General features: G+C 53.7%; 12 protein-coding genes. 5 read left to right on the top strand and 7 right to left on the bottom strand.

Annotated features, from left to right (window positions below):
* Positions 1-190 precede the first annotated feature (190 nt).
* A complete protein-coding gene (gene ompX, locus IMQ33_RS00965; protein ID WP_065686856.1) occupies positions 191-709 on the top strand; it encodes an outer membrane protein OmpX in 519 nt (172 codons plus the stop codon).
* Between the two features lie 119 nt (positions 710-828).
* Here the strand turns inward: ompX and IMQ33_RS00960 are convergent, their stop codons facing one another.
* Positions 829-1,830, bottom strand: a complete 1,002-nt coding sequence (locus IMQ33_RS00960) for a nitrilase family protein (RefSeq protein ID WP_065686857.1) — start codon at positions 1,828-1,830, stop codon at positions 829-831.
* A gap of 93 nt (positions 1,831-1,923) precedes the next feature.
* Here IMQ33_RS00960 and IMQ33_RS00955 point away from each other — a divergent pair, with 93 nt between their 5' ends.
* A complete protein-coding gene (locus tag IMQ33_RS00955) occupies positions 1,924-2,799 on the top strand; it encodes a LysR family transcriptional regulator (RefSeq protein ID WP_196061423.1) in 876 nt (291 codons plus the stop codon).
* Here the strand turns inward: IMQ33_RS00955 and IMQ33_RS00950 are convergent.
* The 6 genes from IMQ33_RS00950 to ltnD form a co-directional block, all read right to left on the bottom strand.
* The gene (locus IMQ33_RS00950; RefSeq protein WP_065686859.1) at positions 2,782-3,312 is read right to left on the bottom strand and encodes a GNAT family N-acetyltransferase; all 531 of its coding nucleotides are present in this window, start codon (positions 3,310-3,312) and stop codon (positions 2,782-2,784) included. The two genes, IMQ33_RS00955 and IMQ33_RS00950, sit on opposite strands and share 18 nt — an antisense overlap.
* 99 nt (positions 3,313-3,411) lie before the next feature.
* Entirely contained in the window at positions 3,412-4,782 is a 1,371-nt protein-coding gene (locus IMQ33_RS00945; RefSeq protein WP_065686860.1) for a GntP family transporter, read from the bottom strand.
* 111 nt (positions 4,783-4,893) lie between these two features.
* Positions 4,894-5,670, bottom strand: coding sequence for an HPr family phosphocarrier protein (locus IMQ33_RS00940; protein ID WP_161711766.1), 777 nt, complete (start codon positions 5,668-5,670; stop codon positions 4,894-4,896).
* A 3-nt stretch (positions 5,671-5,673) separates the two neighbouring features.
* A complete protein-coding gene (gene otnC / locus IMQ33_RS00935; RefSeq protein WP_037375203.1) occupies positions 5,674-6,306 on the bottom strand; it encodes a 3-oxo-tetronate 4-phosphate decarboxylase in 633 nt (210 codons plus the stop codon).
* Positions 6,307-6,308: 2 nt separating this feature from the next.
* Entirely contained in the window at positions 6,309-7,571 is a 1,263-nt protein-coding gene (otnK, locus tag IMQ33_RS00930) for a 3-oxo-tetronate kinase (RefSeq protein ID WP_230326618.1), read from the bottom strand.
* On the bottom strand, positions 7,571-8,485 hold the full coding sequence (ltnD, locus tag IMQ33_RS00925) for an L-threonate dehydrogenase (RefSeq protein WP_065686863.1): 915 nt from the start codon (positions 8,483-8,485) through the stop codon (positions 7,571-7,573). Before ltnD ends, otnK begins: the two co-directional genes overlap by 1 nt.
* Positions 8,486-8,745: 260 nt before the next feature.
* On the opposite strand from ltnD, the gene ygbI reads away from it, so the two are divergent.
* The 3 genes from ygbI (at position 8,746) to IMQ33_RS00910 (ending at position 12,781) form a co-directional block, all read left to right on the top strand.
* Positions 8,746-9,510: a DNA-binding transcriptional repressor YgbI gene (gene ygbI / locus IMQ33_RS00920; protein WP_065686864.1), complete on the top strand. Its 765-nt coding sequence runs from the start codon at positions 8,746-8,748 to the stop codon at positions 9,508-9,510.
* Between the two features lie 735 nt (positions 9,511-10,245).
* A complete protein-coding gene (locus tag IMQ33_RS00915; RefSeq protein ID WP_065686865.1) occupies positions 10,246-11,034 on the top strand; it encodes a winged helix-turn-helix domain-containing protein in 789 nt (262 codons plus the stop codon).
* Between the two features lie 1,156 nt (positions 11,035-12,190).
* The gene (locus IMQ33_RS00910; RefSeq protein WP_065686866.1) at positions 12,191-12,781 is read left to right on the top strand and encodes a common pilus major fimbrillin subunit EcpA; all 591 of its coding nucleotides are present in this window, start codon (positions 12,191-12,193) and stop codon (positions 12,779-12,781) included.
* The last annotated feature ends 42 nt before the right edge of the window (positions 12,782-12,823 follow it).

The raw sequence follows: 12,823 nt of genomic DNA, 5'->3' as shown, positions 1-12,823 counted from the left end.
TCACAAAAAGGAGTATAATTCGGGAAAAATACAGGAAAATTAGCATGCTATAGTGTTCTTGAAATCTTCTGTTACACGATACAAAGATTTAGACACTCATTTAAAGGCAGAGTTTCACGCTAATTTTTGCTATATTTTCAATGTATGAGAAATTGAAGCACTTTAATAATAAAACGCGTTTGAGGTGGTTATGAAAAAAATTGCATGTCTTTCCGCAGTAGCAGCTTGTGTATTGGCCGTAACAGCAGGTACCGCATTTGCTGGTGAGAGCACCGTATCCGCTGGCTATGCCCAGGGCGATCTCCAAGGCGTTGCCAACAAGGCCGACGGTTTCAACCTGAAGTACCGTTACGAGTACGACAACAGCCCACTGGGTGTGATCGGTTCTTTCACCCACCTGGAAAAGAACGGTTCTGAAGACGGCTTCTACAACAAAGCACAATACAACTCCATCACTGCTGGCCCGGCTTATCGTTTCAACGATTGGGCGAGCATCTACGGTGTGATCGGTGTGGGCTATGGTAAGTTCACTTCCAACGCTCAAAACGGTACTGACCACAACAACACCAGCGACTACGGCTTCACCTACGGTGCTGGTCTGCAGTTCAACCCAATGCAACAGGTTGCTCTGGACGTGGGTTACGAGCAGAGCCGTATCCGCAGCGTTGACGTTGGCACCTGGAACGTGGGCGTAGGTTACCGCTTCTAAGATTTCCCCATGCCTTCGGGCATGTGCGTGTGACCCTGTTGGTCATGCTCAATGAAAATCCGCCTTTTAGGGGCGGATTTTTTTTTGCCGGTAACAGATCGAAACCGCAGACAAACGTGTTAATCCATCGATTTATTTGGCTTGCCCAATTCCGTGGTCGGTTGCATTGAAAAACGCGCCGTACGGGGATCGCGCTCATATCCCTGTGGCTCGGTAAGCAACCCATAGAGCTCTGGCCGACGGCCATGGATCCAACGCCGCCCGCTGCTCATGGGGATTAGGCTCAGATCCAGATCGGCGGTGACCATGGCGTCCTGCGCAGCCCAGGTCTCTGACAGGATGCGGCCATAAGGATCCAGCAGCATCGCATTGCCGGTGCGCACCTCATCATCGTCTCGCCCCACGCCGTTGCTGAACAAAATAAACAGGCCATTATCATGGGCGCGAGAAGGCAACCAGCGCAGAAGCCAACCGCGGCCAGTGTCGCCGCGAAAAGCCTCTTCGATCGCCGCCGGATTTTCTTTACGTTGCTGCCATAGCGCCAGCGGTATCGGCTTCATGCCGTGCGGGCTGCGTGAATTTGTCCCCCCCGTCTGGTGAGGGGCGAATAGAATATCGGCACCCAGCAGCGTAGTGGCACGGGCGTTCTCCACCAGGTTGTTGTCCCAGCAGATCAGGATCCCCATGCGTACGCCCCAAGGGGTGTCAAACACGGTATAACTATCGCCTTTAGCGATGAGCGGATGTTCAAAAGGATGGAGCTTGCGGTGCACATGGGTTTGGCCATCTGGCAGGCAAACTGCATAAGCATTGTACAGCTGGCCGTCTTCACCCAGCTCAATCAGCCCAACGCCGATGGCCATCCGATACCGCTCTGCCAGTGGGCGGATGCGCGCCAGCGAGGGGCTGGTGGCGATAGGCTCAGCCAAAGCGGTGATTTCGCTGTCGGCCAGATGGCGTACGTGCCAATAACCGGTAATGCACATTTCCGGGAAGGCGAGGACCTGCACGTTGTCGGCGGCGGCCTGGACGATAAAGTCTTCCATAACGCCGAGATTGTAGTTCTTGTCGTTGGCGCGGTGTTGAAATTGTACCGACGCAGCGCGAAGGGTGGTGGTCATAGCAAGCTCCTGTGGGTTTTTTGTTCGCTAATTACAGCAGCCGCATCGATTACTGTATAATCAATTAAAATCCTCTTTTGATAACTTAATGGAATGGATAATCGTCAACTACGTGCCTTTGTCGCGTTGGCCGAACTGGGTCGCTATCACCTGGCCGCCGAGCGGCTGTGCATCACCCAGCCCGCGTTGAGCAAGCAAATTCAAGCCATCGAACTACAACTAGGCACCCGCCTGTTTGAACGGGGTCGCCAAGGTGCACAACTGACGGCCAACGGTGCTGCACTGCTCCCCAGAGCGCGGGAATTATTGGCCCAACACGAGCAGTTTCATCTGTATGCGTTGCAGCTAGTGAAGGGGGAAACCGGGCGTCTGGCCTTAGGCTTTGGGCTTTCCAGCTTTCATCTGGCCCCGCAACGGGTGGCAGCATTTCGCCAGCGCTTTCCTGCGGTGGTGGTGGGCCTGGAGGATCTTCCTTCGGAACGGCAATGTCAGTTGTTGCTAAGCGGCGATCTACAGGCTGGCTTTGTGCGCTTGCCCGTTGTTGCTCCTCTGCAGGTACTGCCTTTGCTGAACGATCGGCTGGTGCTGGCCGCGCCGCGAACGATGGCGTTGCAGGCGGAGAACCTGTTGGCGGATTTCCACCGTTTTCCTCTGTTGCAGTTGGAAGCTTCGCGTGGCCGAGGGTTGAGTGAGCAGGCGCTGCGTTTTATTGCCGCTCAGGGGTTGCGGGCCAATGTGGTACAGCAGGCAGAGGACATCCAAACCTTGTTGGCGTTGGTGGCGGCGGGGATAGGCGTGGCGCTGTTGCCGCAAAGCATTGTGTTTATTGCTCCTGCTGGGGTCGATATTCTACCGTTAAGCGGCGAGCAGACGCAGTGGCAGGTTGGGCTGGCTTGGAACCCGCAGCGGCCTGATGCGCTACGGGATAATTTTATCCAGGGTATCTTGGAATCAGAGCGGTCGGTATAACACCACCGTTGGCAACTGGTGGTATTCGCTGCGATGGCTTGCCACAAAGCCGACCTTTTTTGCCAGGCCAAGCGAAGGGCGGTTATCTGGCGAGATGATACAAACGACTTTGTCCTGTGAGAAATTCTCTTTGGCCCAGACCAGCGCGGCATTCAAGGCTTCGGTGGCATAGCCTTTACCGTGCGCAGCCGTGATCAGCGTCCAGCCCATTTCGGGGACATCGAGTGCAGGTTGAATATTACGGTGAAAATCGGCGAAGCCAATCCCGCCAATATATCTGCCGCTGTTTTTCTCCCGCACCGCCCAGTAGCCATATCCCAGCAATTTCCAGTGGCCGATGTAGCGCAACAGGCGTCCCCAGCTGTCCTCCTTGTCGCGTGGCGTGCTGCCGATATAGCGCACCACCGCAGGATCGGCCCACATGGCGGCCAAATCGTCAAAATCTTCCAGCCGGTGGGCATCCAGGATCAGACGTTCGGTGATCAAGGTGGGGGCAACGGTGTGAGTGGTCATGGCTTCCTTCCTGAACAAGGGAAAAGGCGTTGCCGGAGCAACGCCTCAAGATACTCACCACTGTAGCCGAACTGCTTTGGCTCTAGCAATACCGGGAAGTTACACTACCAGCCACAGCAGCCAGGTAAAGGCGAAGCCACTTAAACCGAGCAGGGTGGTTAATACCGTCCAGGTTTTCAGGCCATCAGCTACCGACAGGCCAAGGTATTTGGTGACAATCCAGAAGCCGGAGTCGTTAACGTGCGATAAGCCCAGGCCGCCAAAGCAGGTCGCGAGCGTGACCAACACCAACTGCATCGGGTTAAGCCCGATAACCGCTTCGGACAGCAACCCGCCGGTCGTCAGAATGGCGACGGTAGCCGATCCCTGTGAAGCACGCAGTGCCAGCGAGATGATAAATGCAGCTGGGATCAGTGGCAGACCAATGGTGGTCAGCACATCTGCCAGCGCCTTACCCACGCCAGACTCAACCAGTACCTTGCCAAACACGCCGCCCGCACCGGTAACCATAATGACTACTGCCGCAGTCGGTAACGCCCCTCCCATCACATCGCTGGTGTGTTGCAGACTCCAGCCACGACGGATTGCCAGCAGATAGAACGCCAACACCAGGGCGATCATTAACGCTACGCCCGGTGAGCCGATTAATGACAAGGCATCACGCACCGGCGAACCTGCTGGCAGCAGGGTGGCAGAAACGGTGCCCAGCATAATGATGGCGATAGGAATAACGATCAGCGCGGTAATCAATCCGGCACTAGGAGGATTGATCCGATCGCTGAGTTGCGCTTTGCCTTCCGGTGCAGGTTCAGGGGCTGCCAGTTGCAGCTGTTCCAACACCTCAATAGAGAGTGGGTAGGCTTTACGGTTGAGATATTTTGCCGCGAAGTAACCGATAACGCCCACCGGGATACAGATGATCAGGCCGAGAATGGTCAGCCAACCGATATCGGCATTCAACAGCCCCGCCGCCGCGACCGGGCCTGGGTGCGGTGGCAGAGCTACGTGCACCGTCAGCATCACACCGGCCATCGGCAAGCCAAACTTCAACGGTGAGACTTTAGCCACTTTGGCAAAGCCATAGATGATCGGGGCCAGGATGATAAAGCCGACGTCGAAAAACACCGGAATGCCCAGGACGAACGCGGCACTGGTAAGCGCGGCAATGGTGCGCTTTGGCCCCAGCGCTTTGCTGAAACGCTGCGCCAGGGATTCTGCGCCGCCCGAATGTTCGATCATTCTACCCAGCATCGCACCCAGGCCGATGATAATGGTCACCGAGCCGAGTACGCCGCCCATCCCGGCGGTCATCACTTTCATGACTTCACCGGTTGGGATCCCGCTGGCAAGCGCGACCAGTAGACTAACGACCAGCAGGGCGACAAACGGCTGAACCTTCGCCTTGATGACCATCAATAGCAGCAGTACGACACCCAGTACGGCAATGATCAGTAGCATAGTTGGAGACATAGCATAGCCTTTAATTCAGGTAAGAGTCCGGCACCGCGATCGCCCTGGGGCGATACGGGTGCGTTTATTTTTTATGTTAGTGAAACTGGTGTTGGCGCGACGAGTTCTTGATTACAGGTAAGGTTTCACCCAACCCAGACCCGCCGTCGTTTCTCCACGGGGTTTATATTCACAACCGATCCAGCCTTGGTAACCCACCTTATCCAGTTGGGCGAATAGCCAAGGATAATTCAGTTCACCGTCATCGGGTTCATTTCGGTCTGGCACCGAGGCGATCTGGATATGGGCATAGCGCCCGGCCAGTGAGGCGATCAGATTGCCGATATTGCCGTCCACCAGTTGCGCGTGGAAGAAGTCGAACTGAATAAACACGTTCGGGCGATCGATGGCGGCCACCAGCTCTGCCGCCTGATGCTGGCTGGAGAACAGGTAGTTGGGCTTGATCGGTGGGCTGAGCGCTTCGATCAACACCTTGATGCCGTGAGGGGCAAAGGCGTCGGCGGCGTAACGGATATTGCTGATAAAGGTTTCCCGATAGCGGGCAATATCTTCCCCTGGCGGCACTACGCCAGCCATCACGTGAACGCTAGGGCACTTGAGGGCGATGGCATATTCCAGAGCGCGATCGATATCCGCACGGGCATCCTGCTCGCGGCCGGGCAACGCCGCCAGCCCCCATTCGCCTGCACCCACATCGCCCGGCGCGGTATTGAACAACACTTGCTGTAGACCGTTTTGTTGCAGTTTATCCGCCAGTAGATCGGCGGGATAATCATAAGGGAACAGGAACTCTACCGCTTTAAATCCGGCCTCCGCAGCGGCATCAAAACGATCCAGAAACGAGTGCTCGGTAAACATCATCGATAAATTGGCAGCAAATTTTGGCATGCTTCAGCTCCGTAACTCGGCAATTTCATCATCGGTTAAATAGCGAATTGGGCGGTTGCCGAGGGTGAAAATCAGCTTGGCCGCATCTTCCATTTCTTCGGTATTGTTCGCGGCTTCCCGCAGGCTCTCGCCGGTGACCACGGGGCCGTGGTTCGCCAACAGGAAAGCCTTGTAGCTTGGGGCCAGCTTGCCCAGATCTTCCGCCAGCCGCAGATCGCCGGGGCGGTAGTAAGGCACCACCGGCACCTGGCCGACGCGCATCACCACATAAGGGGTGAACGGCTTGATGGCGTTTGCCGTATCCAACCCTTGCAGGCAGGAAAGCGCGGTCAGATAGGTGCAATGCAGGTGCACTACCGCCTTGCACGCCGGGTTGTTCTGGTACAGCGCGCGGTGAAAGCTGATCTCTTTCGAGGGCTTGTCGCCGGAAATCCATTCACCACTCAGGCTGACTTTCGACAGTTTGTCTGCCTGCAACTCCCCCAGGCAAGAGCCAGTGGGGGTAGCCAGCAGGGTACCGTCTGGCAACAACAGCGAAAGGTTGCCTGCTGAACCGGTAGCGTAGCCGCGCTGGAAGAACGAAGCCCCCAGGCGCACCATCTCTTCCCTTGCCAGCCGTTCAGTGTCAGCGGTCATCGTCATACTGAAAACTCCGTTTGTGCTCTGGCGAAAAAGTTTTCATCGCCGAAATTGCCCGATTTCAGGGCCAGTGATACCGGTTGTTCAATCGCGCGTACCCAGGGCACGCCTGGAGAAATACAAGGGCCGATATGGAAGCCGCGGATCCCCAACGCCTGGGTGACCACGCCAGAGGTTTCACCACCGGCGACGATAAAGCGGCTGAAACCCTGTTGTTGCAGGCGTTTAACCACTTCGGCAAACAGGGCTTCAACCGCCTGGCTGGCGGCTTCGGTGCCGTATTGCTGCTGGGTCTGTTGCAGTTGCTCCGGCTCGGCGGTGGCGTACAGCAATGGGGCCAGTGGCTGTGCGGCCTGTTGTTCAACCCAGGTGCTTAGCTCGGCGGCGTAGGCGCTGCGATCTCCTGCTGTGATGCAGCGCGAGACATCAATACTCTGTGCCGGAGCCTGTTGGCGGTAGCGCGCTACCTGCTTGTTGGTCATGGTGGAGCAGGAGCCGGAAAGTACCACGGCTTTCTTTCCCTGTGGCGCTCCGGCAGATTGGGCTTTTTCCTGGCCCGGCTGTGCCCATTGGCGGGCAATGCCGATCGCCAACCCTGAACCTCCGGTGACCAACTTCATGGTTTTCAGCGCTTCGCCCTGTGTCAGCAGATGCTTTTCGTTCAGGGTATCCAATACCACGTAGCGCACGCCAAGCTGTGCCAACTGTTGCAACTTTTCCTTCACCGCACCGGCTCCACGATCCATCTCTGCCGCGTTGACCAGCCCGCAACGCCCGCTGGCCTGGGCCTCCATCAGCCGCATCAGATTACTGTCGGTCATTGGCGTCACCGGATGGTTGCGCATACCGGATTCCGACAGCAACTGGTCCATCACGAACAGATAGCCTTGATATACCGTGCGGCCATTTACCGGTAGTGCAGGGGAAATCACCGTTTGCTGTTCGCCAAGCGCATTGAGCAAGGCATCGGTAACCGGCCCGATATTGCCCTGGGCTGTGCTGTCGAAGGTGGAACAGTATTTAAAGTAGAACTGGCGGCAACCCTGGCGCTGTAGCCAGGCTAAAGCCTGCAACGACTGCTCGACTGCCTGGTCGACCGGGCAGGAGCGCGATTTCAGGCTGATCACCACCGCCTGCGAGTCGACAGGGGTATCATCCTGCGGCACGCCATTGAGCTGGACCGTAGGCAAACCGTTTTCCACCAGGAAGCTGGCGATATCGGTGGCGCCGGTAAAGTCGTCTGCAATCACTCCGAGTAACATTATGAGTTCTCCTTATTCTTCGGCAGTTCGATCCCGGCGAAGATCTTGATCACTGCACTGTCATCTTCCTTGCCGAAACCTGCGTTGCTGGCGGAGGTGAACATGTTGAACGCCGTGGAGGCCAATGGCAGCGGGAAGTGCAGCGCTTTGGCGGTATCGGCCACCAGCCCAAGATCCTTGACGAAGATATCTACGGCAGATTTTGGTGAGTAGTCGCCATCGACCACGTGGCGCATACGGTTCTCAAACATCCAGGAGTTGCCTGCGGCGTTGGTGACCACATCGTACATCACGTCCAGCGGGATACCGGCGCGAGCGGCCAGCGCCATCGCTTCGGCACCGGCGGCAATGTGTACGCCTGCCAACAATTGATGGATGATCTTGACCGTTGCCCCCAGGCCGATTTCGTCGCCAATGCGGTACACTTTCCCGGCGACGGCGTCCAGCACCGGTTGCAACTGGGCAAAGGTGCTCTCACTGCCCGAGGCCATCACGGTCATTTGACCCGCCGCTGCCTTGGCTGCACCGCCGGAAACCGGGGCATCCAGCATTGGCAGGTTGTAGGCCAACAGTTTTTGTTCGATCTCTTTGGCATCCGCAGCCGCAATGGTGGAAGACACCATCACCGGCGTATTCGGTTTCAACTGTGCCGCCAGGCCGTTATCCCCGAACAGGATCTGTTTTACCTGGTTGGCGTTAACTACCAACAGCAGCACCGCATCCAGTTCGGTTGCAAAGTCTGCTGCGCTGGTGGCGGCCTGTTTGGCACCAGCTTGCTGTAGCGCCGCCAGTGCCTGTGGGTTGAGATCGACGCCATAGGTAGTCAGCCCGGCATTGATGCAGGACGTTGCCGCGCCCATGCCCATTGAACCTAAACCGACGATACAAACTGCGTAGTTTCCTGGTTGTGCCATGATGCACCTCTGTTAATTTTAGTGATTATTTGTTTTGATGTGTTAAATGTAAGCGTTATTGGCGTGGATATCGGTGATCATCTTCACAATAATTAACAATGCAACGAACAGTCTAAAAAACGGTTACTCTTGCTAACATAATGCTTTTAAATGTTTTTTATGATTATGACCGGCTTCACAGCCTGAAAAGCTTTACTACCGTCGCATGAAAATTGACGTAAAATCACAATTATTATCATCGTAGTCACAGAGGGGGAACCGTGATACCTGTTGAACGCCACCAACAAATTTTGGCGCTGGTGTCCGAGCGCGGCGCAGTCAGCATAGCTGAACTGACCGAAAGGCTGGGGGTCTCACACATGACCATTCGGCGCGATCTGCAAAAATTGGAAGAGCAGGGCAGCGTACTGCCCGTTTCCGGCGGTGTGCAGTCGGCCGAACGAGTGGCGATTGAGCCTTCGCATCAGGATAAGGAAGGGATGTTTAGCCAGCAGAAAGCCGCCATTGGGCAACTGGCCGCGCGGCAGATCCCGGCCAACAGTTGCATCTATCTGGACGCAGGCACCACCACGTTGGCCCTCGCTCGCCAGCTCGGCGAGCGTGACGATATCACCGTGGTGACCAACGATTTTGTTATCGCCGCCTATCTGCTCGAACATAGCCAATGCAAGCTGATCCACACCGGCGGTACGGTATGCCGGGAAAACCGTTCCTGCGTGGGGGCGGCTGCGGCTCAGGCTTTACGTAATCTGTTTATCGATCTGGCATTTATCTCCGCTTCTTCATGGAGTATGCGTGGTTTGTCTACCCCGAACGAGGATAAAGTGGTGGTGAAAAACGCCATCGTTGAGGCCAGCCGCCGCCGCATTTTGCTGAGTGATACTTCCAAATATGGCAAGGTAGCCACCTATCTGGCGCTGCCGATTTCGGTCTTTGAGGTGATCATCACTGACGATCACCTGCCGGAAGCGGCGCGTGAGGCGATTATGCAGGCAAATATTACGTTGCTTACTGCGGCGCAGTGACTTTCAATCCCGCTAATCTGATAAACATCGGGGTGGTTATCGCTGCCCCAAGATCGTAGCCACAGACTCCACAACGGATAATACCTGGCATTGAGCTGCAATAATTCCATCACGTCCAGGTGCCTGCCGGTGGCACCGTCAGCCTGCTACCCCATAATATTTACCTATAAAAAGATAATAAGTTATTTTGAAGGATCCACCTTAATGTGGTGCTGGTATAGATCCTGATGATGTATGGGGCACACCAGGTTATATCGCTATGTAAAGTCAGAATCAGGCTAAGGCTAAGGCGGTTGTCTGGCGGTGTGACAGGTTAAAACCATTGATTTAAATGATAAAGGTTATCAATGCTGGCCGAAAACACCTACTTTCCCAGTTATGTAAGATCTTAGAGATGGTTAAATCTGCGATATTTTTACATTAAAACAGGCTTTACAAGGTGATTTTGTGAAGTTTTTCGCTGTAAATAAATTTAAATCAACATAAAAATCTAACCTTGTGAATTTTAATGAATCAATATATCAATAATCAGCGTGTTTCGATAATCTTTGTTTTGGTCATGAGAAAATTCTTATTCCAGGGAGAAGGAAAAATGCCACAGTTAATGACAATTACCCGCGGACTATTTACTAGCGATAGAAACGTTCACGAAGGCTTTTTTTAATTTCAATTAAATGATTTTATTAACGATTAATGCCTGGGCTGTCTGTTTTTATAGTGAAAGTCGTGAGTATAATGAAATATAAGATTAATGACCGTATTATCTTCGATGTCGATAGCGGAACGCTGAGTTTGAGCGATCTGTTTGACGATACTGTCACCATCTCCAACCCATCCAAGCGCTTGCTACAGTTACTGATTGTCCACCAGGGCGATGCCGTGAGCCGTGAAGTGATCTTCAAAAAGGTGTGGGATGATTATGGGATGATTTCCAGTAACAATAATCTTAACCAGTGTGTGAGCAAGTTACGTAGAGTGATCAAGGCGCTGGGAATTGATGAGGAGGTGATCGTCACGGTTCCCAAAGTGGGTTTTATGCTGCACAGCGAAATCCAGATTGTGTCTTGTGAGGATGAAAAGGATACGCCGATCCTTGCTGCCGAACCGCCGGTATCAGCCGCTAAAACCATACCCGTGGTGGTAGGCAGGGTGTTCTCCCGTGCTTCCTTGCGCTATGGTTGGGGGATAGTGGGCTTTGTGTGTGTGGTATTGGCCAGCATTGCGTTCTATATTTTCAATCCAAGCATCCGGCAAGAGAGCTATTTGGGCAAATCGGGTAACTGCGCGGTATTTATGTCGAACTCCACGGTTCAGGCAGATCCGGCATTCAGCGATGATGTGTTGGCGCAGGTGGTAAGGCAAAAAATCCAATGCCAGCCGGATGAATACCTGTTGCTGATGCGTGGCAATCAGGTGAAGTCGTATATTTCTGGCATCTCACGGCTATTTTTTCTCCGCTGCAAGATTTTGCGAGAGCATAAGATTGAACTTTGCTCTGGTCTGGAAAGCGAATCCTCACTTTAACTGAATGATGCTGATTGGCTGGCGGGAAAAACACCCGACAGCCAGAGCATCTTTGTCTTAGATTAAACCACTTCATTAACGTTATCCCCCTTATTCCGTCAGCGTACTCGTACTACCCCGAAATAGTAATGCCCCTCACCCTAGCCCTCTCCCAAAAGGAGAGGGGATCGAACATGCCACAATTTTATTACGGCACTCAGCCTCTGTATCACCCCTGTCGCCGCACATTTCTGCACCTGAACACGGCAATGTACCAACTTCCTCGTCCAAAAGGAGAGGGGACCAAACATGCCACAATTTTATTACGGTACTCCGCCTCTGCATCTCCCCTGTCGCCGCACACTTCTGCACCTGAACACGGCAATGTACCAACTCCCTAGTCCAAAAGGAGAGGGGACCAAACATGCCACAATTTTATTACGGCACTCCGCCTCTGCATCACCCCTGTCGCCGCACACTTCTGCACCTGAATACGGCAATGTACCAACTCCCTGGTTCAAAAGGAGAGGGGACCAAACATGCCACAATTTTATTACGGCACTCCGCCTCTGCATCACCCCTGTCGCCGCACACTTCTGCACCTGAACACGGCAATGTACCAACTCCCTCGTCTAAAAGGAGAGAGGACCGAACGTGCCACAATTTTATTACGGCACTCCGCCTCTGCATCACCCCTGTCGCCGCTCACCTCTGCACCTGAATACGGCACCGAACCTGCTCCCTCGCCCTTTGGGAGAGGGTTGGAGTGAGGGGAAATGGGTTGCCTTAACGGACAAGCATTAAATGTATAGGCTAATTTTTCACCAGAAAGGGCACCGAATAACGATAGTTGTAATGTCGTTAATGTCTGCTCGAATTAATCTAGGATAATTCTGCTACCCACCTTGCGTGGGTGGGATTTCTATCCTTAATTGAGTATTAAAAAGATTAAACACAGGATTTAAATCTAAACATTTCACATTTACTAGTTAATGATTATCTTAAGATTAATTTGGGTTAAGATTTTTCTCGCCAAGTAGGACGAGAGGCACACTCACGTTGCATATCAATACTTGGCGTTATCCCGCTAGCAACTGGCAATACCGGAGTGAGTGGAGATGACAAAGATCGGCACATTTAACGGACAATAGAAATCTATAACTTAGGGAGTTTTACCATGAAAAAGATCACACTTGCTCTGGCAATCGTTTCAGCATTCGCAGTAGTGGGCACCGCTCAGGCAGCAGACGTTACCGCACAAGCCTTGGCTACCTGGTCAGCCACTGCCAAGAAAGATACCACCAGCAAGTTGGTTGTGACGCCAATCGGCAGCCTGTCTTTCCAATATGCTGAAGGCATCAAAGGCTTCAACAGCCAGAAAGGTCTGTTCGACGTGACTATCGAGGGCGAAGGAACCGCCACCGATTTTAAACTGACCTCCAAGCTGGTGGCCAATACTCTGACTCAGCTCGACACCTCTGGTTCTACCCTGGAAGTGGGCGTTAACTACAATGGCGCAGCAGTAGAGAAAACCGCTGAAACCACCATGATCGACGTTAATGCCGGTATTATGGGTGGCAACCTGAGCGCACTGTCTGGCGCTTACGACAAAGCTGTTCGTACCAGCGCACAAGATCAGTTCACCTTCAGCATCATCGGCGCAACGGCTGATGGCGCAACTGCTGTGACTGATTTCAGCACCCTGCCTGAAGGTATCTGGAGTGGCGACGTGAGCGTAGAGTTCAACGCTACCTGGACTACCGCATAATCGTTTCCCCAGAGTAATGCGTCTTAACAGGGGGGAAACCCC

Source organism: Serratia sp. Res13-Sevr-LER1-36-b (assembly GCF_015673035.1).
Classification (GTDB): Bacteria; Pseudomonadota; Gammaproteobacteria; order Enterobacterales; family Enterobacteriaceae; genus Chania; species Chania fonticola_C.
This window is presented reverse-complemented; position numbering and strand designations above follow the sequence as displayed.